Annotated in this window: 28 protein-coding genes and 1 tRNA gene; 21 read left to right on the forward strand and 8 right to left on the reverse strand. The window is 34.2% G+C overall.

Annotated elements, in window-relative coordinates:
• Window positions 1-54 precede the first annotated feature (54 nt).
• The 3 genes from asnS to rpoN all read left to right on the forward strand — a co-directional run bounded on the left by asnS (window position 55) and on the right by rpoN (window position 3,696).
• Window positions 55-1,503, forward strand: coding sequence for an asparagine--tRNA ligase (asnS, locus tag B0M43_RS03085; protein WP_078006881.1), 1,449 nt, complete (start codon window positions 55-57; stop codon window positions 1,501-1,503).
• A gap of 246 nt (window positions 1,504-1,749) precedes the next feature.
• The gene (locus B0M43_RS03090) at window positions 1,750-2,145 is read left to right on the forward strand and encodes a GxxExxY protein (RefSeq protein WP_078006880.1); all 396 of its coding nucleotides are present in this window, start codon (window positions 1,750-1,752) and stop codon (window positions 2,143-2,145) included.
• Between the two features lie 90 nt (window positions 2,146-2,235).
• Window positions 2,236-3,696 (forward strand): RNA polymerase factor sigma-54, encoded by a 1,461-nt coding sequence (gene rpoN / locus B0M43_RS03095; protein ID WP_065448634.1) that lies wholly within the window; start codon window positions 2,236-2,238, stop codon window positions 3,694-3,696.
• Between the two features lie 459 nt (window positions 3,697-4,155).
• Here the strand turns inward: rpoN and B0M43_RS03100 are convergent, their stop codons facing one another.
• Complete coding sequence (locus B0M43_RS03100) at window positions 4,156-4,602, reverse strand: hypothetical protein (RefSeq protein WP_065448635.1); 447 nt, start codon at window positions 4,600-4,602, stop codon at window positions 4,156-4,158.
• Window positions 4,603-4,622: 20 nt separating this feature from the next.
• On the reverse strand, window positions 4,623-5,213 hold the full coding sequence (locus B0M43_RS03105) for a thymidine kinase (protein WP_078006879.1): 591 nt from the start codon (window positions 5,211-5,213) through the stop codon (window positions 4,623-4,625).
• 236 nt (window positions 5,214-5,449) lie between these two features.
• On the opposite strand from B0M43_RS03105, the gene B0M43_RS03110 reads away from it, so the two are divergent.
• The 9 genes from B0M43_RS03110 (at window position 5,450) to B0M43_RS03150 (ending at window position 14,667) form a co-directional block, all read left to right on the forward strand.
• Window positions 5,450-6,529, forward strand: a complete 1,080-nt coding sequence (locus B0M43_RS03110) for a hypothetical protein (RefSeq protein WP_078006878.1) — start codon at window positions 5,450-5,452, stop codon at window positions 6,527-6,529.
• Window positions 6,530-6,669: 140 nt separating this feature from the next.
• A complete protein-coding gene (gene rsmI, locus B0M43_RS03115; RefSeq protein WP_078006877.1) occupies window positions 6,670-7,404 on the forward strand; it encodes a 16S rRNA (cytidine(1402)-2'-O)-methyltransferase in 735 nt (244 codons plus the stop codon).
• 105 nt (window positions 7,405-7,509) lie between these two features.
• The gene (locus B0M43_RS03120; protein ID WP_078006876.1) at window positions 7,510-7,854 is read left to right on the forward strand and encodes a HopJ type III effector protein; all 345 of its coding nucleotides are present in this window, start codon (window positions 7,510-7,512) and stop codon (window positions 7,852-7,854) included.
• A gap of 237 nt (window positions 7,855-8,091) precedes the next feature.
• Window positions 8,092-9,792, forward strand: a complete 1,701-nt coding sequence (recJ, locus tag B0M43_RS03125; protein ID WP_078006875.1) for a single-stranded-DNA-specific exonuclease RecJ — start codon at window positions 8,092-8,094, stop codon at window positions 9,790-9,792.
• Complete coding sequence (locus B0M43_RS03130; RefSeq protein ID WP_078006874.1) at window positions 9,782-11,062, forward strand: MFS transporter; 1,281 nt, start codon at window positions 9,782-9,784, stop codon at window positions 11,060-11,062. The genes recJ and B0M43_RS03130 overlap by 11 nt, the downstream gene beginning before the upstream one ends.
• A 3-nt stretch (window positions 11,063-11,065) precedes the next feature.
• Window positions 11,066-11,989, forward strand: coding sequence for an alpha/beta fold hydrolase (locus B0M43_RS03135; protein ID WP_078006873.1), 924 nt, complete (start codon window positions 11,066-11,068; stop codon window positions 11,987-11,989).
• 48 nt (window positions 11,990-12,037) lie between these two features.
• A complete protein-coding gene (locus B0M43_RS03140; protein WP_078006872.1) occupies window positions 12,038-12,901 on the forward strand; it encodes a carboxypeptidase-like regulatory domain-containing protein in 864 nt (287 codons plus the stop codon).
• Between the two features lie 117 nt (window positions 12,902-13,018).
• Window positions 13,019-13,375, forward strand: coding sequence for a hypothetical protein (locus B0M43_RS03145; protein ID WP_078006871.1), 357 nt, complete (start codon window positions 13,019-13,021; stop codon window positions 13,373-13,375).
• An 83-nt stretch (window positions 13,376-13,458) separates the two neighbouring features.
• Window positions 13,459-14,667 carry a cytochrome c3 family protein gene (locus B0M43_RS03150; RefSeq protein WP_078006870.1) on the forward strand — a complete coding sequence of 403 codons (1,209 nt, stop codon included), beginning with the start codon at window positions 13,459-13,461 and terminating at the stop codon, window positions 14,665-14,667.
• On the opposite strand, the gene B0M43_RS03155 is transcribed toward B0M43_RS03150, so the two are convergent.
• From B0M43_RS03155 to B0M43_RS03165, 4 genes are all read right to left on the reverse strand, one after another.
• Window positions 14,668-15,411 carry a UDP-2,3-diacylglucosamine diphosphatase gene (locus tag B0M43_RS03155; RefSeq protein WP_078006869.1) on the reverse strand — a complete coding sequence of 248 codons (744 nt, stop codon included), beginning with the start codon at window positions 15,409-15,411 and terminating at the stop codon, window positions 14,668-14,670.
• A 94-nt stretch (window positions 15,412-15,505) separates the two neighbouring features.
• Window positions 15,506-15,958 carry a 6-carboxytetrahydropterin synthase gene (locus B0M43_RS03160; protein WP_065448647.1) on the reverse strand — a complete coding sequence of 151 codons (453 nt, stop codon included), beginning with the start codon at window positions 15,956-15,958 and terminating at the stop codon, window positions 15,506-15,508.
• Window positions 15,959-15,989: 31 nt separating this feature from the next.
• Complete coding sequence (locus B0M43_RS24395) at window positions 15,990-16,166, reverse strand: hypothetical protein (protein ID WP_168199923.1); 177 nt, start codon at window positions 16,164-16,166, stop codon at window positions 15,990-15,992.
• A gap of 109 nt (window positions 16,167-16,275) precedes the next feature.
• On the reverse strand, window positions 16,276-17,040 hold the full coding sequence (locus tag B0M43_RS03165; protein WP_078006868.1) for an enoyl-CoA hydratase/isomerase family protein: 765 nt from the start codon (window positions 17,038-17,040) through the stop codon (window positions 16,276-16,278).
• Between the two features lie 269 nt (window positions 17,041-17,309).
• Between B0M43_RS03165 and B0M43_RS03170 the strand changes: the two genes are divergently transcribed.
• The 3 genes from B0M43_RS03170 to B0M43_RS03180 all read left to right on the forward strand — a co-directional run bounded on the left by B0M43_RS03170 (window position 17,310) and on the right by B0M43_RS03180 (window position 19,453).
• Window positions 17,310-17,383: transfer RNA gene (locus tag B0M43_RS03170), tRNA-Ala, on the forward strand.
• Between the two features lie 66 nt (window positions 17,384-17,449).
• Complete coding sequence (locus B0M43_RS03175) at window positions 17,450-17,698, forward strand: GIY-YIG nuclease family protein (RefSeq protein WP_078006867.1); 249 nt, start codon at window positions 17,450-17,452, stop codon at window positions 17,696-17,698.
• A 384-nt stretch (window positions 17,699-18,082) separates the two neighbouring features.
• Complete coding sequence (locus tag B0M43_RS03180; protein WP_078006866.1) at window positions 18,083-19,453, forward strand: hypothetical protein; 1,371 nt, start codon at window positions 18,083-18,085, stop codon at window positions 19,451-19,453.
• A 75-nt stretch (window positions 19,454-19,528) separates the two neighbouring features.
• On the opposite strand, the gene B0M43_RS24400 is transcribed toward B0M43_RS03180, so the two are convergent.
• Entirely contained in the window at window positions 19,529-19,705 is a 177-nt protein-coding gene (locus tag B0M43_RS24400; RefSeq protein ID WP_165606650.1) for a hypothetical protein, read from the reverse strand.
• Between the two features lie 339 nt (window positions 19,706-20,044).
• On the opposite strand from B0M43_RS24400, the gene B0M43_RS03185 reads away from it, so the two are divergent.
• The 4 genes from B0M43_RS03185 to B0M43_RS03200 all read left to right on the forward strand — a co-directional run bounded on the left by B0M43_RS03185 (window position 20,045) and on the right by B0M43_RS03200 (window position 22,487).
• Window positions 20,045-20,473, forward strand: a complete 429-nt coding sequence (locus B0M43_RS03185; protein WP_078006863.1) for a hypothetical protein — start codon at window positions 20,045-20,047, stop codon at window positions 20,471-20,473.
• A gap of 175 nt (window positions 20,474-20,648) precedes the next feature.
• Entirely contained in the window at window positions 20,649-21,056 is a 408-nt protein-coding gene (locus tag B0M43_RS03190; RefSeq protein ID WP_246860192.1) for a hypothetical protein, read from the forward strand.
• A 22-nt stretch (window positions 21,057-21,078) separates the two neighbouring features.
• Window positions 21,079-21,432, forward strand: coding sequence for a hypothetical protein (locus B0M43_RS03195; RefSeq protein ID WP_078006861.1), 354 nt, complete (start codon window positions 21,079-21,081; stop codon window positions 21,430-21,432).
• A gap of 23 nt (window positions 21,433-21,455) precedes the next feature.
• Entirely contained in the window at window positions 21,456-22,487 is a 1,032-nt protein-coding gene (locus B0M43_RS03200) for an oxidoreductase (protein WP_078006860.1), read from the forward strand.
• Between the two features lie 5 nt (window positions 22,488-22,492).
• Here B0M43_RS03200 and B0M43_RS24605 read toward each other — a convergent pair whose 3' ends face one another.
• The gene (locus tag B0M43_RS24605) at window positions 22,493-22,654 is read right to left on the reverse strand and encodes a hypothetical protein (RefSeq protein WP_165606651.1); all 162 of its coding nucleotides are present in this window, start codon (window positions 22,652-22,654) and stop codon (window positions 22,493-22,495) included.
• 28 nt (window positions 22,655-22,682) lie between these two features.
• Here B0M43_RS24605 and B0M43_RS03205 point away from each other — a divergent pair, with 28 nt between their 5' ends.
• Both B0M43_RS03205 and tnpA read left to right on the forward strand, forming a co-directional pair.
• On the forward strand, window positions 22,683-23,075 hold the full coding sequence (locus tag B0M43_RS03205) for a VOC family protein (protein ID WP_078006859.1): 393 nt from the start codon (window positions 22,683-22,685) through the stop codon (window positions 23,073-23,075).
• A 289-nt stretch (window positions 23,076-23,364) separates the two neighbouring features.
• Window positions 23,365-23,856, forward strand: a complete 492-nt coding sequence (gene tnpA, locus B0M43_RS03210; protein WP_210418045.1) for an IS200/IS605 family transposase — start codon at window positions 23,365-23,367, stop codon at window positions 23,854-23,856.
• Window positions 23,857-23,999 lie beyond the last annotated feature (143 nt).

The following is a 23,999-nucleotide window of genomic DNA, read 5'->3' on the forward strand; positions in this document are numbered from 1 at the left end:
AAAACACTGATTTGATTTTAATCTAAAATCAGCAATCTAAAATCTAAAATTAAAATGAAACACACAAAAGTTAAAGACTTATTAAACAGTACGACGACGCTTCAGGAGGTTAATGCAAAAGGATGGGTGAGAACTTTTAGAAATAATCAGTTCATCGCTCTTAATGACGGTTCTACCATTAATAATATACAATGTGTTGTTGATTTTGAAAATACACCGGATGAAACTTTAAAAAGAATTACTACTGGAGCTGCTATTTCTGTAATTGGTACTTTGATCGAAAGTAAAGGTGCGGGCCAGAAATACGAAATTCAGGTAAACAAATTGGAGATCTTAGGAGATTCTGATGCAGAAAAATTCCCGATACAGCCAAAAAACAAACCTAGTTTAGATTTCTTACGCGAAAATGCACATTTACGTGTTCGTACGAATATGTTTGGTGCGATTATGCGTGTGCGTTCGGTATTATCGTTTGCGGTTCACAACTATTTTCAACAAAAAGGATTTGTGTATGTAAATACGCCAATCATTACCGGATCTGATGCTGAAGGCGCTGGAGAAATGTTTAAGGTTACGGCTTTACCTTTTGACAACACGCCAAGAACTGAAGACGGAAAAGTAAATTATAAAGAAGATTTCTTCGAAAAAGAAACGAACTTAACAGTTTCGGGACAATTAGAAGGCGAAACTTACGCAATGGCTTTGGGTCAGATTTATACTTTTGGACCAACTTTTAGAGCTGAAAACTCTAATACTTCTCGTCACCTTGCTGAGTTTTGGATGATTGAGCCGGAAGTTGCTTTCAACAATCTTGATGACAACATGGATTTAGCTGAAGATTTTATTCAGTACGTTATAAAATACGCTTTGGATAATTGTCAGGATGATTTAAAATTCTTAGAAGGAAGACTTTTAGACGAAGAAAAATCAAAACCTCAGGCAGAAAGAAGCGAAATGGCTTTGCTGGAAAAATTGAACTTCGTTTTGGAGAATAACTTCAAACGTGTTTCTTATACTGAAGCAATTGACATTTTGAGAGATTCAACTCCAAACAAGAAGAAAAAATTTCAATACATCATCAACGAATGGGGAGCTGATTTACAATCAGAACACGAGCGTTATTTGGTTGAAAAACACTTTAAATGTCCGGTAATCTTGTTTGATTACCCTGCAAACATTAAAGCGTTTTACATGCGTTTGAACGACAACACAGAACCTGGAAGAGAAACGGTTCGTGCAATGGATATCCTTTTCCCTGGAATTGGAGAAATTGTTGGTGGTTCTGAAAGAGAAGAGCGTTACGATGTTCTAATCGAAAAAATGAAAGCTCTGGAAATTGACGAAGAAGAATTATCATGGTATTTAGATACCAGAAGATTTGGTTCTGCAACTCACGCAGGTTTCGGATTAGGATTTGAGCGTTTGGTATTGTTTGTAACAGGTATGACAAACATTAGAGACGTAATTCCTTTCCCGAGAACTCCAGGAAATGCGGAATTTTAGAAAAAAGGAATTTGCCACGAAGGCACAAGGACACTAAGTTTTTTGTACCCTGTTGGTAAAAGTTTGCCACGAAGGCACAAAGGCGCAAAGTTTTTTTTATAAATTTTGCTAAAGACTCTAAAAGAAATAAAAATACCACGAAGACACAAAGTAAGTCAATCATGTATTTTTATTTTTTAAGATTATGTCTTTAAAAAGAAAATTAAATTCGCGTCTTTGTGCCTTCGTGGCAAAACCCATAAAAATATGCTCTCTGAAAGAATAGAAGAAATTGGAAAAATAATTGTAAACTCAGCATTTAAAGTTCATAAACAACTTGGACCAGGATTATTAGAAAGAGTTTATGAAGTTTGTTTGGCTCATGAAATCACAAAAGCTGGTCTTGATGTAAAACGACAAGTTGACATTCCGATTTTTTATGACGGAATTGAATTTGAAGAAGGATTAAGATTAGATTTGCTGATTGAAGATTCTATAATTATAGAAATAAAAGCAGTTGAACAAACAAATCCAGTTTGGGAAGCACAAATTATAAGTCAATTAAAATTGCTAAATAAAGATTTAGGCTTTTTAATTAATTTCAATGTACCATTAATCAAAAGTGGTATTAAAAGATTTATAAACACGAAAAGAGTATTTTAAAAGATTTCAATAAAAGCCTTTGAGGCAATTAAAAAATAAAAAACTTTGCGCCTTCGCGTCTTAGTGGCTAAAAAAAATTAGTGCCTTATTATGCTAAAGCAATTTTTAAATTTAAAATTATCACAAAAATTATCTCCTCAGCAAATTCAGCTGATGAAGTTAATTCAATTGCCTACGCAAGCTTTTGAACAACGTTTATTAGAAGAAATGAACGAAAATCCGGCTTTGGAAGCTGGTAAAGAAGATGAATACGAAGCGGATGAATTCGCTAATGAAGAATACGATGATTATGATGATGCCGAAGGCGACAGAATCGAAGCAGACGATATTAACATTGACGAATACTTAAGCGACGACGATACTCCCGATTATAAAACTCAGGTGAATAATTACAGTGAAGACGAAGAAAGAGAAACTCCTTTTGCGTCGCCGATAAGCTTTCATCAGGATTTAATCAATCAGCTGAATACTTTTATTTTGAATGATGAAGAACGCGAAATAGCGGAATTCCTTGTTGGAAGTATTGATGATATGGGTTACATCCGCAGAAGTGTTCCGGATATTGTAGACGATATGGCTTTTACTCAGGGTATTTATACAGATGAGAAAATGGTCGAGAAAATGCTTCAAGTTATTCATGAGCTGGAACCTTCAGGGGTTGGAGCGCGTGATTTGCAGGAATGTTTGTTGTTACAATTGAAGCATAAAACTCCAACTGAATATGTTGATTTAGCAATTGATATTATCGAAAATCAGTTTGATGCTTTTACAAAAAAACATTACGACAAACTGCTTCAAAAATATGGTGTTTCGAACGAACAGCTTAAAAAAGCGATTCACGAAATCGAAAGACTAAACCCGAAACCGGGAGGATCTTATACCGGAAATAATAAAGTAACCGAAAATGTTGTTCCTGATTTCGCAATCAGAATTGTTGATGGCGAACTGGAATTAACTTTAAACGGAAGAAATGCTCCTTCCCTGCACGTTTCTAAGGATTATCAGGAAATGATGCAGACGTATAAAGATTCTCGTGATAAATCATCGGCACAAAAAGATGCGGTTCAGTTTATCAAACAAAAACTGGATTCGGCTAAATGGTTTATCGATGCGATAAGACAACGTCAGGAAACCCTTTTTGTGACCATGAATGCGATTATGCATTATCAGGAAGAATATTTCTTAGATGGCGACGAAACCAAACTAAAACCAATGATCTTAAAAGACATTGCGGATATGGTTGGTTTGGATATTTCGACAATTTCGCGTGTAGCCAACAGTAAATATGTGGAGACTCCATACGGAACGAAACTAATCAAAGAATTCTTCTCTGAAGCTATGAAAAATGATCAGGGTGAAGATGTTTCGACTTTAGAAATCAAAAAGATTCTTAAAAATACAATTGAAGAAGAAGACAAAAAGAAACCTTTACCAGACGATCAACTGGCCGAAATCTTAAAAGAAAAAGGTTACCCTATTGCCAGAAGAACTATCGCCAAATATCGCGAACAACTCGATATTCCGGTAGCGAGAATGAGGAAGAAGATTTAGGTTTTTGAAAATTTAATATAATTACCGTAATCTATATTAAACTGGACTGAAGTCCAGCCCTACAATGTGGTTCGAGCCTAAGGCTCTTTATAGTTACGGAGGAACATATTATATTTTAGGGCTGGACTTCAGTCCAGTTTAGACAAAACATTATCATTTGATTTTACACAAAAAACAAAACCCGGCAATTTTTTGAATCTGTCGGGTTTTGTTATTTACAAGAATTTGTATAATTACTTATATCATTCGGAAGATTTGAAAAATCATTTTCACTAAATAAACTGGACTGAAGTCCAGCCCTACAATATTATTCGAGCCTAAGGCTCTTTATAGTTCCGAAGGAACATATTATATTGTAGGGCTGGACTTCAGTCCAGTTTATATACGATATATGCAAAAAAACAAAACCCGACAGATTTCAGAATCTGTCGGGTTTTGTTTTATATCAGAATAGCTAAATTATTTATATTGATCCGGTAATATTTTCACATCAAACAAAAAAGTTTTCTTTTTGTCTTTGTAACTATAAACCAGCGAGTAATCATTATCCCTAAAAACCTGAAGTCCCGGATTTGCTTTAGCAGTACTTATTAAACTTTTTTCGATTTCCGCTTGTATAACATCAATCTCTGCTGTTTCATTTTCCACATTCGTTAATGTCAAATTATACTGAACCACGCTTTCTTGTGGTAAATTAGGTAAGCTGACACTATCTAATCGAATACCTTCCTGAATTTTAAGCGGGCAATTTTTATTGTATTTTGCAACCAATTCTGTTACTTCGACTTTTACTTCTCCTCTATTTTCAGAAAGGAAAAACTGAAAATAAACAGCTAAAGCCACCGCAATTACAATTACACCTAATAATAAGATATTTTGTTTTCTTTTATTCTTCTTGTCTTGCATTGTTTAAGGCTTAAATAAATTTATTTCTCCTGATTTTTTTTCATCGCATTGTAATAAGCAGCACGGCTCAACGGTTCGTATTCTTCCGTTTCACCCAGCATGACTAACTTATCGTTATCTGTTTTACGAAAACTATAATTTGCCAGATTTCCTGTTCTGGTACAAACGGCATGAACTTTAGTTACATATTCGGCAGTTGCCATAAGTGCCGGCATTGGGCCAAAAGGATTTCCTTTAAAATCCATATCAAGTCCTGCCACTATCACACGAATTCCCTGATTGGCAAGATCATTACAAACTGTAACTATCTCATCATCAAAAAATTGTGCTTCATCAATTCCTATAACATCGCAACCCTGTGCCAAAATAGCAATATTGGCTGCGGCCGGAACCGGAGTAGAACGAATTTCGTTAGCATCATGAGACACTACCATTTCGTCATGATAGCGGGTATCAATAGCGGGTTTAAAAATTTCGACTCTTTGTTTGGCAAATTGGGCGCGTTTTAATCTGCGGATTAACTCCTCGGTTTTACCCGAAAACATTGATCCACAAATAACTTCAATCCAACCAAATTGTTCTTTGTGATTTACTGTATTTTCGAGAAACATTTTGTATTTTTCTACCTTTAAAAATGAATAGTTTTTATTACTTTGTACTGGTAATAAATCGACGTGAGAAATCGTTGTTTTTCACTTTTTCAAAAGTAGAAAATTTTTATCAAATCGGAGATTCGCAAACGCTTATTAACAGAAATAAAAAAATATCTTTTAGATTTCTACCGGTAATAAAGACATTCAAATACAAAATATACTAAAATACCCTATTCACTATAATTTCAACAGTTATGAAAAAAAAATTGGAAGCCGATTTAATCAGCATTGCACATCGAATTTTAAAAATAAAAAATAAATCCGATATCAATCAATTGTATCTTGAAACTCAGAAGTTATACGAGAAATTAGCGATTTTAAAGTTTGTAGATGAAAATTTCGACACTTTGAAACCAACAATTGGTCACAGCGAAATTAGTACCGAAATTGAATCTATTTTTGACAAAGAAGAAACAATTCCGGAAGAAGTTAAAATCGCAGAACCCGTTGCAGCGGAAGAAACTTCAATTGAAACTGTAGCTGAACCAGAAGTTACAGAAGAAATCAAAGCAGAAGAAACTGAAGAAACTGTTGCGGAAGAAATTCCGGCAGAAGATATTTCTGGGGAAGAAATTGTCGCAGAAGTACCTGAAGAAATAACTACGGAACCTATCAGCGAAATTGTTGCCGAGCCAATTACTGAAGTTATTGAAGAACCTGTTGCTGAAGAAACTGAGGAACCAATTGTCGAAACTAAAGAAGAAACACAGCCTGCTGAAGAACTTTCTTTTACAACCGTTAGCGATTTAAAACCAATCCCGGATTTTGTACCTCTTTTTGAATTGGAAAAACCAGAAGAAAAAGAACCGGAAAAAGAAGAACCGAAAGCAGAAATTTCAATTCCAAATCCTATGACAATCTCGTTTGAAGATTTTGGATTGAATTATGCCGACGCTCAATTTGTAAAAGTAGATAGTTTCGAAAACGTTGCTTCTACTCCTGCTCCAGTGGTCAATGAATTTAAAGAGAAAAAAGAAATTATAGAAACTGTTGTTATAGAAAAACCAACAGAAGCAAAGGCAGTTACCTTGAATGAAAAGCTGGCAAAAGGTTTTCATATCGATCTGAACGACCGAATTGCTTTTACAAAAAACCTTTTCGGAAACAGCTCTGAAGACTATAGCCGTGTTCTAAATCAGTTATTGACTTTTGACAATTACAACGAAGCTCAGGAATTTATCGAAAACATGGTGAAACCGGATTATAACAATTGGGAAGGAAAAGACGATTACGCAGAACGTTTCCTGGGAATTGTAGAGAAAAAATTCTCATAAAAAAAGCAAAATACAGATTTCCCGAATTAACACGGATTTCTTCTTTGTGAAATTTTAAAAGCACCTGCAATCTGTGTTAATTCGTGACTCGAGCGACAGCGAACAGACGAAGTAAATTCGTGCTATAATATAAAAAAAATATGTCTAAATTATATATCGTTCCCACGCCAATTGGCAATCTTGAAGACATGACTTTTCGTGCCATCAGGATTCTGAAAGAAGTCGATTTGATCTTGGCCGAAGACACCAGAACGAGTGGGAAATTGTTGAAGCATTTTGAAATTGGCACACACATGCACAGCCATCACATGCACAACGAGCACAAAACAACCGAGAACTTAATTGCGCGTTTGAAAGCCGGCGAAACTATCGCCTTGATTTCGGATGCAGGAACTCCGGCAATTTCAGATCCGGGCTTTTTATTGACACGCGCTTGTGTAGAAAATAAAATCGAAGTAGAATGTTTACCAGGAGCAACAGCTTTTGTTCCGGCTTTGGTAAACAGCGGACTACCAAATGATAAATTTGTTTTTGAAGGTTTCTTACCTGATAAAAAAGGCCGCCAGACTCGTTTTTTGGCTTTAGCCGAAGAAACCAGAACGATGATTTTATACGTTTCGCCACATAAACTCGTTAAGACTTTAGCTGAGTTTATTCAGTATTTTGGAGAAGACAGGCAAGTTTGCGTTTCACGTGAGTTATCAAAACTGCACGAAGAAAACGTTCGTGGAACCGCGAAAGAAGTTCTAACCCATTTTGAAAAAACAGCGCCACGCGGCGAAATTGTCGTTGTGGTTGCCGGAAAAACAATAATAAAAGAACCTAAGAAAAGTAAATTTTCTAAGGATGATGAAAAAGAAGAAGAAGAAGAATAATTTTCGCCACAAATTTCACAAATTATCACAAATTTTTTAAGCTGAATTCAAATGTAATTCGAGAAATTAGTGAAATTCGTGGCAAAAAAACTAATACCAAACAACATGAGCATCCAAGCCTTTTTAGAAAAAGTAAAACAAACTCCAAACGAAATAACATTCCCTGAAACTATTGCAGTAATCGAGGAAAATTACAATTTTACCCCAACTGCTTTCCAGAACGGAACGCAGCATAATGCAGCCGGTGAAAACTCAGGTTCTTGTAAATTATTCTCTTTCGCAAAACTGCAAAACTTAAGCAAAGACGAAACTTTAGCCTGTTTTGGAGCTTTTTATTTCGAAGAAGTTTTAGGAGATCCAAACGGAACGAACCATCAAAACATTAGAAATTTCATCAACTTAGGCTGGGACGGAATTCAGTTTGAAGGAAAAGCTTTAGAGTTGAAATAATTTTACATTTTAGAGTGTAGATTTTACATTTTTTTTGAAAACTGACACACTCTAAAAGACCGCATTAAAGTTAAAACAGAACATTTGCCACAGATTAAAAGATTAGCACAGATTAAAAAATTCTTAAAATCATTTATCCCGATAGCTATCGGGAGTGGCAAAAAAAATAAATATCAGATTAAACGATTTTCGATTTCTTCAATCTAAAATCTAAAATCAAAAATCTACAATAAAAAAATGCGTTGGACATTAAAACCAAAACCTTCTGAAGATCAAGTCAAACATTTGGCACAAGCCCTTAATGTAGAAGATTTTGTAGCAACCCTTTTGATTCAGCGTGGCATTGCAACTTTTGAAGATGCCAAGAATTTCTTTCGTCCTTCGTTAGAACATCTTCATGATCCTTTCTTGATGAAAGACATGGATAAAGCGGTTGCGCGAATAGAATTAGCGATTGAAAACCAGGAAAACATTTTGGTTTTTGGCGATTATGATGTCGACGGAACGACTGCCGTTTCTTTGGTTTCGGCTTATTTAAAATCGCATTATCCCAATATTGCCACTTATATCCCGGATCGTTATGCCGAAGGTTACGGAATTTCTTTTAAAGGAATTGACTTTGCTGATGATAACGGATTTTCATTAATCATAGCACTAGACTGCGGAATAAAATCTATTGATCATATCGCCTACGCGAAAGAAAAAAACATTGATTTTATTATTTGTGATCACCACCGCCCCGGAGAATTTCTTCCGGATGCCGTTGCGATTCTGGATCCAAAAAGAGAGGATTGTTTTTATCCGTACGATGAATTGTGCGGTTGCGGCGTGGGTTTTAAATTGATTCAGGCTTTAGGAACAAACAGAAATGAAACAATAGAAGATTTAGTTCCGTATCTGGATTTGGTTGCAACAGCAATTGCAGCCGATATTGTACCCATAACAGGCGAAAACAGAGTTTTGGCTTATTTTGGTTTGCAGGTTATTAATGCAGATCCGAGACCCGGAATTAAAGCTTTGGTACATCAGGTAAAAAAGAAAACATTGGATATTACCGATGTTGTCTTTATTATTTCACCCCGAATAAATGCTGCCGGAAGAATCAAACACGGAAATCATGCGGTTGAATTATTGACGGAATTTAATTTTGAACAAGCACAACAATTTGCATCCGAAATAGAGCAATACAACTCAGACCGAAAAGATCTCGACAAACAAATTACTAAAGAAGCTTTTCAGCAAATTATACAAAATCAGGAAGAAGAACGATTTTCAACAGTTGTTTTTCAGGAAGACTGGCACAAAGGCGTGATCGGAATTGTGGCTTCAAGATTAATAGAAACCTATTATCGTCCCACTTTGGTTTTTACCAAAAGCGGCGATAAATATGCGGCATCTGCAAGATCTGTAAAAGGATTTGATGTGTATAACGCTCTTGATGCCTGTTCACAACATTTAGAACAATTTGGAGGCCATATGTACGCTGCAGGAATGACTTTGAAAGCAGAAAATTATAAGACTTTTAAAGATGCTTTTGAAAAACAAGTCGAGGAAACCATTTTACCTGAAATGCGAACTCCGGAAATAGAAGTCGATGCCGAAATTAATTTTAGCGACATTACCCCAAAACTAATCCGGATTTTAAAACAATTTGAGCCTTTTGGTCCTCTGAACATGACACCCGTTTTTATGACGAAAAATGCAAAAGACACGGGCTACGCTAAAACTTTAGGTGCAGATGAAGAACATTTGAGACTTTTTGTAAAACAGAATAACTCAGACGGAATTGCCGCCATAGGTTTTGGCCTTGGCAAAAAAATAAACATCGTAAAAAATCACAATCCTTTTCAGTTAGCTTATTCTTTAGCTGAAAACGAATGGAACGGAACTGTTTCTACCCAACTTATGCTTAAAGACATTAGAACAAATGACAACTAAAACAAACAAGCAAGATCCTTATCAGGCGTTACGTTACAGAGAATTTAATGTATTTCTACTATTGCGTTTCGCTATGGTTTTTGCCTGGTCGATGCAATTTATCGTTATTGAATGGGAAGTGTATAGTTTAACCAAAGATCCGCTTTCCCTAGGACTTATTGGTTTAATGGAAGTAATTCCTGCCGTTGGCATGGCGTTGTTCGCCGGACATATGGTCGATCAGCGAGAGAAAAAAGGTTTATTGGTAAAATGTATTCTTGGCTTTTCGGTAATTAGCTTTGGACTTTTTTTACTAACCTGGCCAAAAGTTGTTAACGGTTGGTCTACTGGAGCGATCTTATATTCGATTTACTTTTTAGTTTTTATTGGCGGACTGGTTCGTGCTTTTTTAGGGCCAACTATATTCTCGCTTTTATCTTTAATTGTACCCAAAAAAGTATATCCTAATGCTGCAACCTGGAGCAGTTCGGTTTGGCAAATTGGGTCAGTTTTAGGACCTGCAATTGCCGGATTTTCTATTAATTATATTGGGGTTCACTGGTCGATGTGTTCTGTGTTTGCATGCTCACTTTTTGCTTTAATTGCTTTATCGCAAATCAGTAAAAAACCAATCCTGAATCCTAAAATAGGCGAACCTATCATGGAAAGCCTTAAAGAAGGTTTAAAGTTTGTTTTTAATAATAAAACGATTTTAGGAGTGCTTTCACTTGATATGGTTGCCGTTCTTTTCGGCGGAGCCGTTGCGTTATTACCTGTATTTGCTCAGGATATTTTAAAGGTTGGTCCAGAAGGTTTTGGTGTTCTGAGAGCTGCCCCGGCAGTTGGTGCTTTTATCACAATGATGATTTCAGCTTATGTTCCTTTGTACAAAAAAGCGGGAATGAAACTTTTAGGAGCCATTTTTGTTTTTGGATTATCGATTATTCTATTTGGAATTTCCACTATTTTCTGGATTTCTGTATTCGCATTATTTTTAAGTGGACTTGCTGACGGAATTTCGGTTGTGATTCGTCAAACGATTTTACAGCTTAAAACTCCAGATCATATGCGTGGTCGTGTCGCTGCCGTAAACTCAATGTTTGTAGGATCATCCAACGAATTAGGCGCTTTTGAAAGTGGTTTAACAGCAAAATTAATGACACCCGTTATTTCGGTGGTTTTTGGTGGAAGTATGACCTTACTGACTGTTTTAGGCTTTGGTTTAAAATCTCCTACTTTTAGAAACTTAGATCTTCGTAAAGACATGGAAGATCATCAAAACATGGAATAACAAATGAAGAAAATATTTTTATTATTGTTGCTTTCCATTTCATTCCTAGTTAGCAGCCAAACACTTTATATTAAAACCTACGGAAACAAAAACGACAAGCCCATTATTTTTATTCATGGCGGTCCAAGTGGCAATGCAACTCTTTTTGAAGGTACTAATACTGCTGAAGAACTATCAAAGAAAGGTTTTTTTGTCATTGCTTACGATCGAAGAGGCGAAGGAAGATCTGCAGATCCTGAGGCGAAATTTACTTATGATGAAGCTTTTCAGGATTTAAATGCAATTTACAAAAAGTATAATTTAAAGAAAGCCACACTTCTTGCGCACAGTTTTGGCGGATTGGTAGCAACTTTATATACCGAGAAATACCCTCAAAATGTGAGTAATCTTATTTTGGCTGGAGCTTTATTTTCTCAACAGGAAACGTACAACCATATTCTGGATTCGGTTAAAAAAATATATACTGCAAAGAATGATTTGGCCAAACTCGATAAAGTGGCTCTTGTTGAAAAACTTAATAAAAATTCTGCCGAATATCGAAAAGGATGTTTTGAACTTGCCGGAGAAAATAATTTCTTTAAAATACCAAATCCAACTGCCGAATCTAAAATGCTATATGCAGATTATGATGCAAGTATTTTTTATCAAACCAATATCCGAAATAAAAATGCCCCGCTGCTTTTCTATAAAAACGAAAAACAAAACAATATTGACAGCAGACCTTTTCTAAATAAAATAAAAAGCAAAGGCATTCCTATCTATGCGATTTACGGGAAACAAGATGGCGTATTTTCAACAAAACAAATGAGCTCTATTAGGAATTTAGCAGGCAAAAATCATTTCGCTTTACTGGATAATTGTTCGCACTATCTATTTGTAGATCAACAAAAAGAGTTTCTTTCGAATGTTAAAAATTGGATAAAGTAAGTTTTGTTTTTAATTGAATTTCATTTCTTTATAAAAAAATAATTGCAAATGAAATTCGTAAAACTACTACTTCTATTCCTGATTACTTTTAACATGTTTGCTCAGAAAAAAAACATTTCCGGCGAAATAAAAGACTCCCAAAGCAATTCGATTTTAGAATATGTAAATATCGGTATTGCGAATAAAAATACAGGAACAGTTTCGAATTCAAAAGGAATCTTCAATTTAAGACTTAACGATAAAGTTACTGCTAATGATACAATTGTATTCTCGCACGTGGGTTATAAATCCAAAAAAATAATTGTAAATCAATTAAAGCAGGAAAATAATCTGATTCTTTTAGAACCTTCGGATAATATGTTGAAAGAAGTGGTTATAAAGTTTAAACAACCCAAAACCAAACAATTTGGCAGAAGTTCAAAAGGTCTTTCTTTGATGCATTCTAATTTTTATTACGCTTTTGATAAAGATGTTGATGACAGATTGAGTCGGGAAAAAGGAATGAAGTTTAAGATTAAAAAAGACTGTAAGGTAAACGATTTTAATTTTAACATTACTGCAAACGAATTCAAATCAGTCAAATTTAGATTGAATTTCTACAAAATAGAGAATGATTTACCTACCAACCTTATTGTTGATAAGGATATAATTTTTGAGATAAAAAATGGATTTCGCGGTTTATACACTTTAGATTTAAAACCTTATGATATTTATCTTGATAAGGAAATGGGAGATATTGCCGTAACCATTCAATGGATTGAAAGTGTAAAAGAAAACGAAGAAAGTAAATTTCTTGCCATTTCAACTGCCATGTCAGCTACTGAAACCAGTTTTTACAGGGAAAAAAATATGAGTTCATGGCACAAAAGCGGACAGAGCCTAACATTTTACCTCAACACTTTGTGCCAATAAACTTTAATCTCTTATTACTTCAGTTTACTGGCTAACAAAAAATATCTTTTTTTATGACTTTTTTATTTAGAATTAATATAAATAATATTTATATTTGTTGTAATAAAGGAATTTATAATGAGAGAAATAGAACAATTATACCACAACAACTTCGGCATTGCTTTCTACTGGAAAAAGGATAACGAAATTATAACTGATAAAATACAATTGGTTTTTAAGGAAACCGGATTCTATTTTACAGTACAGGAATTAAATTATTTTTGTGATTTAATTGAGGACAGCATGATCGAAAATGCTTGTTGCGAAGCTTGTGAATTAAAAAACTCATGTCATAAATTTTTACTTAAAACGCCATGCGCTTCGATCGATTTAGCAGTTTCTGTAAAAGAATTAAAATCGATTAAAGACTTGGTTGAAGGTTCATTATTTAGAATTGAACTTGACGAATATGTTTACGGAGCCGGATTAAATTAACGCACATTCTAAATATTTTAACAACATTTTTTCATTATTGAAATATATTTTGATTTTATACAAAAAAAAGTATATTTACAGCAATGAAAAAAACACGCATTCTTTTTGCCGTTGTTATTTTGATCGCTTTTTTCGCAAGCTGCAAAAACGAATCTGACAACTACATTGATCCTCGCGGAACCGATTATGCCGGTTCCGAAAGCTGTATTCAGTGCCATCAGGTACAATACAATATGTCTTTGCAAAGTTCTCACTTTAAAGCTACTGCTCCCGCAATTTCAGGAAATGTTTTAGGCAATTTTGACAAGGGCAATCATACTTTTATTTATGACAAAGATACTAAGCTGGTCATGGAAAAACGTAACGACAGTCTTTATCAGGTTCTATATAAAAATGGAAAAGAAGTTCAGGCCCATCGATTTGAAATTGTTTTTGGCAGCAAACACGCACAAACATCGGTTTATTGGCGAAACAACAATACTTACGAATTGCCGCTTTCCTATTATAATGCTATAAATAACTGGGCAACCAGTCCTGGATTTCCTGCCGACAAGCCCTATTTTGACCGAAAAATAGAGAGAGATTGCTATGCCTGCCACAGTTCAAATATTAGCAGCAGGAGCGTAAATCAGAAATCTGACGAAGTAAATTTTCTATCTGCAGATGTTGAAGATATAATTAATAAAAAAACAATTGTATACGGAATTGATTGTGAACGTTGTCACGGACCTGCTAAAAAACATGCTGAATTTCATCTGAAAAATCCAGATATAAAAGTAGCCAATAGCATTGTAAGTTATAAAACATTAAACAGACAACAAAAGTTAGACGCCTGTGCACTTTGTCATGCAGGAAATGACGGAATGAAAATGAAATCCCGCTTTGATTTTAAGCCCGGAGATAATTTATCTGAATTTTACAGAAGTACCAGAGACCCTAATGACACAACATTTGACGTACATGGAAATCAATTTCGTTTAATGTCGCAAAGTAAATGTTTTATCAAAAGTGAAAAAATGGATTGTATTACTTGCCATAATCCACATGAAAATGCGTCTAAAAATTTAGCCTCCTATTCTAAAATTTGTATGAGCTGCCATCAGGGTTTAAAACATAATGACACAACTTTAAAAACAATGTCCGGAAGTTTACTGGCTAATAATTGCGTTGAATGCCATATGCCAAAAAAGATGTCTAATGCTATTAAATTTCAAATTTCTAACAGCAAACAAATGTCGAATTACATTTTAAGAACACACAAAATTGGAATTTATTCAGGTAATAAAAAATAATTATTCCCCGAATTTTTTAAGTTCAAAAGTTTCTCCGTCAAACACACCATAGGTAAAATAACCAATCCAGTCACCCAGATTTACATATTTGGCATCTTGGCCAACCTCAATAATCATTGGTAAATGGCGGTGACCAAAAATAAAGTAATTGTAATGTTGGGTTTCGAGTTTGCGTTTGGCGTATAAAACCAGCCATTCGTTTTCCTCGCCTAAAAATTTTACATCTTCGGCACCTGAAATGAGTTTATTTTTTACTGATAAATATTGAGCCAGACTTACACCAACATCGGGATGCAGCCAACGAAAAAGCCATTTAGAAAACGGATTTGTAAAAACCTTTTTCATTCGTTTATAGCCTTTGTCACCAGGACCTTTTCCGTCGCCGTGACCAATTAGGAATGTTTTTCCGCTAAAAGTAAATTCTTTGTTATCATGATAAACCGGAATATTCAATTCGGTTTGAAAGTAATCGTTCATCCATAAATCGTGATTTCCCACAAAAAAATAAATAGGGATTCCGCTATCACGAATTTCCGCCAATTTGCCTAAAACCCGCACAAAACCCTTTGGAACAACTGTTTTATATTCGAACCAAAAATCGAATAAATCACCTAATAAAAAAATAGCTTCCGCATCCTGTTTCACCTCATCGAGCCATGCGACAAATTTTTGTTCGCGCGGCAAACTCAACTCAGGCGTTGGAGCACCAAAATGCTGATCAGAAGCGAAATATACTTTTTTCATTTAGATTATTAGATTGTTAGACTTCTTAGATTATTAGACTTAACCTTTTGTCACTCTGAACGAAGTCAAAGAATTGGAATTTGGAATTTAATTTTTAGATATTGTCAGATGCGTACCATTCGGCAAACGATGATTCTGTTTCCTGAAGTTTAAGTGAGAAAAGAGAAATATCTTTTGGTAAACGTGCAATAATTCGATCTGCAAAATCAACTACCATGTTTTCGCTTGTTGGCTGATAATCAACTAAAATTACGTGATGTCCACGATTTTTCAATTCATTTGCCAATTCGATATGAGGTGTAGTTTCGTTAAAAACCGTTGCATGATCAAACTGATCGACGATTTCTTCTTTTACAATTTTCTTTAAGTCCGAAAAATCAATTACCATTCCGAACTTTACATTCGATCGATCTGTGATTGGCGAACCAATAACTGTTACCGATAATTTATAACTATGTCCGTGAACGTTTTTGCATTTTCCGTCGTAACCGTACAAAGCATGTCCGGTTTCGAAACTAAATTGCTTTGTAATTCTGATATTACTCATCGATTTGAATTTTAGGTTGCAAATTTACAAATTAATAACCGTTTTCGTCTCTTTTTTTAGCTCTGTTATACATCCAATATGCAATTCCTATTAAAACCACAAAAGGAATAAACGATCCGATGATCACTCCTATCTGATAACTGCCATCAGGAGCTGTTTTAATTTTCTCTGCAACATCAACTTTTTGAAATAATGAAATGATAGTCATAAGTTATAAAATTTAATAAATTCCAATATTTTAAAATTCCAAATTCCAATAAAAACTTAATTATATCGAATTTGGAATTTGGAATTTCCTATTTGGAATTTTATTTTTTTTATTTTTTAAACTGCGTCAAAGCCTTTTTTGAAAAATCAGATAAAACCAATTTTCCGGTAATCGCAGCACGTTCTATAAGTAATGATTCCCAATGTTCTGTTCCTTCCCAAATGATTTTCTTCATTTCCTGCAAAGCCTCAGGATTATACAAACTCAATTTTTGGGCAAAATTGGCCACTGCATTATCAAGTTCTTCTGCTTTATGAATTTCCGAAAATAATTTATTTGCTAAAGCCCATTCAGCAGATTTCCATTCTTGTGCAGCTAGCGTCATTTCGGCCATTGCAGCTTTTCCTATTTTGCGCGAAACGGCTGGCTCAATCACAAACGGACCAATACCAATCGCTAATTCTGATAGTTTTACAGCACTTTCAGGAGTTGCCAAAACATAATCGCAAGCCGATATAATTCCGACACCGCCGCCAACAGCTTTTCCCTGAACACGACCAATAATAAGTTTAGAACAATTGCGCATGGCATTTAGCAAATGAGCAAAACCAGAGAAAAACTCAGTTCCCTGCTCCTCATTTTCTACCTGCAAAAGCTCATCAAACGAAGCACCTGAGCAAAACACTCTCGATCCTTCGCTCTGTAAAATAATTACAGACACATTTTCGTTAAGGCTTAAAGAATTAATTTCGGCTGTTAATCGATCCAACAATTGTCTTGGAAAAGAATTACTCGCCGGATGACCAAATTGCAATGTTGCAACAGCATTATTAAAGATAGTTTGCAAAGAACCGTTTTGATTTTCTAAACTCATAAAAAATAGATTTGATCGTAAAGTTACGGTTTTGAAAAATAATTTTACCTGAACGTGATTTGAAATTTGTTTTTTGAAAATTAATTGACTTTATTTGCTATCGCTTTGGGGGATTAGCTCATTTGGCTAGAGTATCCCGATCTGATCGGGAAGGTGACCGATTCGATTTACACAAAGCTAACAAAAAAGGGGGATTAGCTCATTTGGCTAGAGCGTCCCGATCTGATCGGGAAGGTGGCCGATTTGATTTACACACAGCTAACAAAAAAGGGGGATTAGCTCATTTGGCTAGAGCGCTTGCCTGGCAGGCAAGAGGTGATCGGTTCGAATCCGATATTCTCCACAAATTTTACAATAAAAAAATACCCAAACATAAACATATGTTTGGGTATTTTCATTTATAGAAACTATGTTTTACACTTATATCTTATTTTCCACCTCACTTAACAAATATTATATTGGATCTTGTCAAAATATTGAACAACGCTTGCAAGATCATTTAAACAGCAGAAGTAAGTTTACCAAAATCGCCAAAGACTGGGAATTAAAATATTTTGAAACTTTTCTAACCCGCAGCGAAGCCTGCAAAAGAGAATTGCAAATTAAAAAAATGAAAAGCAGAAAATACATCGAAACCTTAATACAAACAAAAGGCTAGAGTATCCCGATGCATCGGGAAGGTGATCGGTTCGAATCCGGTATTCTCCACCAGTAAAATCAAGCACTTACATAACATTTGTAAGTGCTTTTCTTTTTGGCACAAACTATACTGCAACATTTTTGCTATTCCCTTTTATAAAAAATCCAAAAAATGCAAAAGCTTTATTGATTTAGCTTTGCGAACTTTGTATTTTTTAAAATCACTCTTACATAAAAATCTTTGCGTTCTCTGCGGTAAAAAATAATTAGTTAGTATAATTTAACCTCTGTAACAATTCTTCAAACAAATCGTCTATATAACATTAAACAAATTTCAGCATAAAAGAACATTTTGCTTCATTTACAAAACAGACATCCACTAACATAAACCAGAACCAACCGTATGAAAAATAAAATCTTACTTCTATTTTTATTTTTAACAACCTTAGGATTTGCACAAAAACCAACCTTTAAGATTAAATATTCTGAGCAATTGGCAGTTTTTGTTTTTTTACAAAGTCTCTCTGAGAATTACCCTGAAAATGTTTTCAAAACTGAATTTGAAAAATCAAAATACAATACAGATAAATACAAAACCATCATTTCAAACTTCGATAAACTAAATATTTACTACAGTTATCCGTTTGACGAATATCCTTTTGGCTCCAAAAAAACAATGCAAACAGAAGATATCGTGAAAAAAAATCTGATTGAAACCGAAAACTTAACAGATTTCAAGATTCGAACTATTGGCTTTATTTCCAGCAAGACGCTGAGTGATTTTACCGAAAGCATTTCGGCATTTACCCCAATTTACAACGAACTAATCTATAATCCTAATAAAGAAAAATTCGAAAAACAAATCGAAGAAATCAAAAAATATTCTAACGACCATAGTCTCGAAAACTATTTTCAAACAGGATTAACATTTTACAATTCAAGTTGGGACAATTCAATTCCTTTCGAAATAGCTTTTTATCCCCTGCCCAATTCTCAGGGATTTACAGCACAAGCATTCTGCAACAACTTTATTAGCGCAGTACAAACCGACTTAAAATCGCATAAAGATTTGTTTAGTGTAATGCTGCACGAAACGTATCATATTATTTATGACGAGCAATCACTTGAAGTAAAAACCCAAATTGACCAATATTTTAAAGAAAGTAAATCAAAATACAGCAATTACGCCTATCAGCTTATGAACGAAGCTTTGGCAACAGCATTAGGAAATGGCTATGTTTATAGAAAACTAGACGGAAAAATGGATCCCGGAGACTGGTATAATAAAAAATACATCAGTCTTATGGCAAAGCAAATTTATCCCTTAGTAACAGAATATATCGATCAAAAGAAACCTATGGATAAAAACTTTATCGACAGTTACATCAATCTCTACGAAGTAAATTTTCCGGAATGGATAAACGAACTCAATAACATAATGAGCTACCGATATGTTCTAACCGAAAACAAAGAAGACATCAATGCCATAAGAAAAATGTATCGTTATCGTTCCAGAACCGAAGAAGAATATCAAATTACAAAAAGCAGCATTGAAAAAATGAAAACAACATCGCTTACAAAAGTGATCGTCATCTCAAAAAACAGTGCCGAAAATATCAAACTATTAAAAAATGAATTCCCGGAATTAAAAAACTGGAACCCTAATGCCAACAAAGAATTTGCAAATATGATATTATTACACGACAAAAGTCAATTGATTGTCCTGAACCAAAAAACAGCAACAATCGAAACACTTTTTAAATCCATGAAATAAATATTATTAAGCCCAACCGTTACATAAAATTATAAAAGAAATCAAGAGTCAGTTTATCAATTGGTTCTTGATTTCTTATTTTTCACTCGCATTGTTGTCAAAATCCGGTTCGTCTTCTTCGGGTTTCTTAAAATCGTTGTTCAGTAAATCGGTTAATTTCTTTTTCTCTTTCTGATTCTTTTTGGTAGTCAATACCACTAAAATAATCGCCACCGCAACTACAATTCCTATTATTATCCAATTGATATCCATAACGCTAATTTTTATTAAAGTTAATGATTTAAACTTGTAGAACATTATCAAAACGTTAAACCTGAAGTATCATAAAATTCAGGAGCAGAAACCCAAGTTTTCAAAAAGAACATTAGTCCTGCTCTCCACTGTATCTTTTCCCTGCTAAAGAAGCAGGAAAAAGGATGCCGTTTCGATCAGGGCTAAACGAGAAGTTTTTAGTTTTATTAGAAACATTTTTCTTTATATTTATATCTGCAAAAAGGCATTTGGTTTTTAATTTACTTAAAACCTTTACAAAACAATACCCCAAATACCGTGAATACATCATCTAATAATTTCAGTGTCGCCCTCACGAAAATGCTTAAAAATCTAAAAAAGCCTTTATCAATTGGCTTGCTATTCTTCATAAGTACCTTTTTAGAAATTTACTGGGCTGTTGGCGAACTTTCGGACAGGATGTCAAGTGGCAATCCTGATGCTTCGTTTTTTGATGATGCTTATTTAATTTCATTGTTTACAACTATCTTTTTGACCATTGTATTTCTTTTTCTTTCCCTCATTAAAAACAAATATTTAAAAGTCACCATTCAATTCATGTTCTTAATTTCAGTTTGGTTTTTCTGGAATTATACCATTTTTGTCGATCGCGAATCGTCGTGGAGCACCTATACTTTCAACGAAGAACTTTATTACACCCTTTCGGTTTCAATTTTGCCGGTCTTAATTTTATCAATTCCCACAATATTTGGTTTAAATTATATCTTAAAAAGTCATGAACCAAAATAAAAAATCAACAATAGTTTTAAGAGTTTATCTGATTCTTAGTTTGCTTCTGGCAATAGATTGCCTCTTATATTACTATAAACTCATTAGTTTCCGAGGCTATTACAGCGATGTGGTTCTCTATTGGCTGTGGTTTTTAACCAGCTTTGTGGTGATTGTAGTGTTTTGGAAAAAAATTATGGCAAAATTACTTTTGGGAGGAATTATATTAGCCATAATACTCAGTATTTTACCTCTGATGATGCCTTTTTACGCATGGATACTTTCGACTACACCATTAGGATTAATGATAGATAGAAATCTAAATGAAAAATACAGAGCGCAAATTGTAAGTTACAGCGCAATGGCTCCACCGTGGCTTGAAGTAATAGAAAAACACGGTTTATTGGAAAAAAGAATATTAAAAAGTACCGATAATCAACTTATGAACGATAATCTAAATGTAAAAATCCGAACAGCAAAAGATATTATTTTTAATCACGAAACTGATAGCACACTTACGCTTACTCTATTTTATGGCGGCCCAAACAAAACCATTACTTTCAACAAAAATACCGGGGAAGTCTTGAACATAAAAACAAATTGAATTGAACTAAAAACAAAACAATATGACACTATTACTCCGTTGGTTACTCGTGCCTATAATAGCAATGATCATATTACTGTTCTGGAAAGGCAGTCCAATACTTATAAAATCAGCCTTATTAATTGTTCCGTTGGTTCTCATAGTTAGCTGGTTTGCGCACGAAGGAGCCTTTAGCGGAAGCGGTGGATTAGAAAAACTTTATGGCATATTAACCATAATCGCATTCCTGGTTTGCTACGAAATTGGCATGTTATTTAATCGCTTTTATTTGGCAAAAAAAAGCATCGAAACCGTTCATGACGATATACTTCTCACTATTGGTGCAGTTATATTAGTATTGTCAATTGTATATTTCTTTATAATTATTTCAGAATAAATAAAAAACTAACCTGCCTGATTATGAATCTTAAAATACAAGCAATTACTGTTGTCTCATTTATTTTCCTGCTTTCCTGCAACAACAAACAGGAAACCAAAAGCAGTAAACCTCAACTAAATAGAACAGCAACTACCCAGAACGATTCTGTACAAACCGATGAACTTCCAAGAAAGGAAAGCATCAATTTATTTACTGTTACTTACAGAGACAGTACTGACGTCGCTTTTATTTCGCTTTCAGACATTTACCCACTCAACGATACGGCTTCAGACACACTTGCTTTGCCCAATATCGAAAAAATGGAAAAAAAAGCAGCAAAATATTTCACCTTAGAAAAAAAATACAGAAATCATTTTTTATCCAAAACCAATATTTCCGAAAACGACTCTTTGTTTGTCTACGATTATGCAAAAAACAAACTGGCATCATTTGCCATAAAAAATCTTAAAGCCGCTGCATGGCTAAACGGTTATTCATCCGAAGAAGACTGGCCTTATCCCAAATACTATTACATGATTGGGTTCGAAATCAGCAAACAAAGTCTAAAAGGGTTTAGCGATTATTATTCTGATGTGATCGTTTATGCAGGCAAAGAAAATCCGTTTGCAAACGAACCCTTAAAACCAATTGTCTGGAAAAAAATCCCTGGTAAAGACTATCCATCTAAACCTATGAAAAAAGAAGATCGTGCACTCTTAAAAAGCATCGTTGCTGGCAATACATATTTATATAACACAGCTACTTATCAATATTTTCTACAAGACTATCTCGACAGTGATAAAATAATTTATGCCAGACGCCTTTTGGTAACCAATTCTAAAACCAAAGAAATCATAATCGAGAAGCTTTACAGCCAAAGCGAAGGCACCTCTCCCGCCCCACTCAACGGAGAAAACGGAGATCACTCATTTGATCAATACACAGGTAAACTCTTTAAAAATAAACCGCCAGTTGTATTTGGTTTTCAATATGAATCTTTTGGCTGTCCGGCAATTTCGCTTATCGACAAATCAAACGAAGACATTTATATTCAATGCGATAACCGACATTAAATTGATCATTTAGAAAATAAGGAGCAGAAAAATTCATTTTCAAAAAGACCAATTGTCCCGCTCTCGGCTATATCTTTTTCCTGCTCAAGAAGCAGTAAAAAGGATACCGCCTCGATCGGGGCTAAACTAGAAATTTTAGTTTTTATAAGAACTTTTTTTAGTTTCATTACCCAATAATTTAATTAAAACGTTTTCATGAAAATTTCTTTCTGGCTTTATTGTTCAAACCTCGAAGTGTCATTTGATTTTTATCAAAAAGTTTTTAATCTCAAAAACGAAACTTTTTCCAACAAAGCAAAAACTTTCTTTGTACCAATTGATAATCATGCTGAATTAAAAATAAGCACTTTACAGAAACCCCTTAACGAAGGAAATATCGAAATAAACGAAGCAGATATAAATGATATGTACAATCGTCTCATAAAAAATCAGCTTCCGCAAAGCGATGAATCAGACATAGAAAAGATGCCGGCAGGTACATTTTCAGGCCCTTGGGATTATCCCGGCGGAAAAGCACTTTTTCTAAAAGATCCGGACAATCATTTTATTGTTTTTATGGAGTGGTGTCTTAATAATCTCGTTTATTGAAAGAGAAATAGTCATTTGACATACAAATTAAAAAAGCCATTCTAAAGAGAGTTGCGTTTTTGATTGATAGAATAATAGTTAAAAAACATAACTTATTTTGACTAAAAAATGACTTTTAGAGGAATAGCAGAAAACGGAATTAATTTATTTTTATGATTAGAGATTATGCTTAATTATTTAAACAAAAAACAATATCAGAATAAATCATAAGCTAGAAGCTGTAATTGAAAATGGGCTGAAAGCCCAAAAGCAATAGCGTAGTGCATCGCACTACGAACTAAAAGCAATCGTGAATATTGCCCTGAAAGGGCCAAAGCAAAAAAATAATATGTCCCAATCACTATCAAAAGTATATGTTCATTTAACATTTAGCACCAAAGGACGTTATCCATTTATTGACCATACTATACAAGAGAGATTATGGCAATATCTTGGCGGAATTTGCAAAGGGTTAGAATGCAATCCAATTCAGATTGGAGGAGATAAAGATCACGTACATATCTTATGCTTATTATCTAAAAAGATTACTCAAATGAAATTGGCAGAAAAAGTAAAAAAGCAATCTTCGAAATGGATAAAAACGATAGATAAAAATTACGCAAAATTTTATTGGCAAGAAGGTTATGGCATTTTTTCTGTCAACCCATCACAACTGGAAATAGTAACACAGTACATTAAAAATCAAGAAGAACATCATAAAAAACATACATTTAAAGAAGAGTTGCTGGCTTTTTTAAATAAATACCAAGTAATATATGATGAACGTTTTCTTTGGGATTAGGCTTTCGCCCTTACAGAGCTGAAAATTGTAATCGTTTTAGTTCATAGTGCTTCGCACTACGCTATTGCTAATGCTCTTTCAGAGCAGTTTACGAAAAATTTAATTTGCAATTTGTAAACAAAAAGAGGTCCGTTAGCGCAATT

The organism is Flavobacterium sp. KBS0721, assembly GCF_002007065.3.
GTDB lineage: Bacteria > Bacteroidota > Bacteroidia > Flavobacteriales > Flavobacteriaceae > Flavobacterium > Flavobacterium piscis.

Excerpts from the sequence above, each read along its gene's own strand:
- asnS (WP_078006881.1), top strand. The coding sequence starts at position 55 with ATGAAACACACAAAAGTTAAAGACTTATTAAACAGTACGACGACGCTT.
- B0M43_RS03090 (WP_078006880.1), top strand. The coding sequence starts at position 1,750 with ATGCTCTCTGAAAGAATAGAAGAAATTGGAAAAATAATTGTAAACTCA.
- rpoN (WP_065448634.1), top strand. The coding sequence starts at position 2,236 with ATGCTAAAGCAATTTTTAAATTTAAAATTATCACAAAAATTATCTCCT.
- B0M43_RS03100 (WP_065448635.1), bottom strand. The coding sequence starts at position 4,602 with ATGCAAGACAAGAAGAATAAAAGAAAACAAAATATCTTATTATTAGGT.
- B0M43_RS03105 (WP_078006879.1), bottom strand. The coding sequence starts at position 5,213 with ATGTTTCTCGAAAATACAGTAAATCACAAAGAACAATTTGGTTGGATT.
- B0M43_RS03110 (WP_078006878.1), top strand. The coding sequence starts at position 5,450 with ATGAAAAAAAAATTGGAAGCCGATTTAATCAGCATTGCACATCGAATT.
- rsmI (WP_078006877.1), top strand. The coding sequence starts at position 6,670 with ATGTCTAAATTATATATCGTTCCCACGCCAATTGGCAATCTTGAAGAC.
- B0M43_RS03120 (WP_078006876.1), top strand. The coding sequence starts at position 7,510 with ATGAGCATCCAAGCCTTTTTAGAAAAAGTAAAACAAACTCCAAACGAA.
- recJ (WP_078006875.1), top strand. The coding sequence starts at position 8,092 with ATGCGTTGGACATTAAAACCAAAACCTTCTGAAGATCAAGTCAAACAT.
- B0M43_RS03130 (WP_078006874.1), top strand. The coding sequence starts at position 9,782 with ATGACAACTAAAACAAACAAGCAAGATCCTTATCAGGCGTTACGTTAC.
- B0M43_RS03135 (WP_078006873.1), top strand. The coding sequence starts at position 11,066 with ATGAAGAAAATATTTTTATTATTGTTGCTTTCCATTTCATTCCTAGTT.
- B0M43_RS03140 (WP_078006872.1), top strand. The coding sequence starts at position 12,038 with ATGAAATTCGTAAAACTACTACTTCTATTCCTGATTACTTTTAACATG.
- B0M43_RS03145 (WP_078006871.1), top strand. The coding sequence starts at position 13,019 with ATGAGAGAAATAGAACAATTATACCACAACAACTTCGGCATTGCTTTC.
- B0M43_RS03150 (WP_078006870.1), top strand. The coding sequence starts at position 13,459 with ATGAAAAAAACACGCATTCTTTTTGCCGTTGTTATTTTGATCGCTTTT.
- B0M43_RS03155 (WP_078006869.1), bottom strand. The coding sequence starts at position 15,411 with ATGAAAAAAGTATATTTCGCTTCTGATCAGCATTTTGGTGCTCCAACG.
- B0M43_RS03160 (WP_065448647.1), bottom strand. The coding sequence starts at position 15,958 with ATGAGTAATATCAGAATTACAAAGCAATTTAGTTTCGAAACCGGACAT.
- B0M43_RS24395 (WP_168199923.1), bottom strand. The coding sequence starts at position 16,166 with ATGACTATCATTTCATTATTTCAAAAAGTTGATGTTGCAGAGAAAATT.
- B0M43_RS03165 (WP_078006868.1), bottom strand. The coding sequence starts at position 17,040 with ATGAGTTTAGAAAATCAAAACGGTTCTTTGCAAACTATCTTTAATAAT.
- B0M43_RS03175 (WP_078006867.1), top strand. The coding sequence starts at position 17,450 with ATGTTTTACACTTATATCTTATTTTCCACCTCACTTAACAAATATTAT.
- B0M43_RS03180 (WP_078006866.1), top strand. The coding sequence starts at position 18,083 with ATGAAAAATAAAATCTTACTTCTATTTTTATTTTTAACAACCTTAGGA.
- B0M43_RS24400 (WP_165606650.1), bottom strand. The coding sequence starts at position 19,705 with ATGGATATCAATTGGATAATAATAGGAATTGTAGTTGCGGTGGCGATT.
- B0M43_RS03185 (WP_078006863.1), top strand. The coding sequence starts at position 20,045 with ATGCTTAAAAATCTAAAAAAGCCTTTATCAATTGGCTTGCTATTCTTC.
- B0M43_RS03190 (WP_246860192.1), top strand. The coding sequence starts at position 20,649 with ATGGCAAAATTACTTTTGGGAGGAATTATATTAGCCATAATACTCAGT.
- B0M43_RS03195 (WP_078006861.1), top strand. The coding sequence starts at position 21,079 with ATGACACTATTACTCCGTTGGTTACTCGTGCCTATAATAGCAATGATC.
- B0M43_RS03200 (WP_078006860.1), top strand. The coding sequence starts at position 21,456 with ATGAATCTTAAAATACAAGCAATTACTGTTGTCTCATTTATTTTCCTG.
- B0M43_RS24605 (WP_165606651.1), bottom strand. The coding sequence starts at position 22,654 with ATGAAACTAAAAAAAGTTCTTATAAAAACTAAAATTTCTAGTTTAGCC.
- B0M43_RS03205 (WP_078006859.1), top strand. The coding sequence starts at position 22,683 with ATGAAAATTTCTTTCTGGCTTTATTGTTCAAACCTCGAAGTGTCATTT.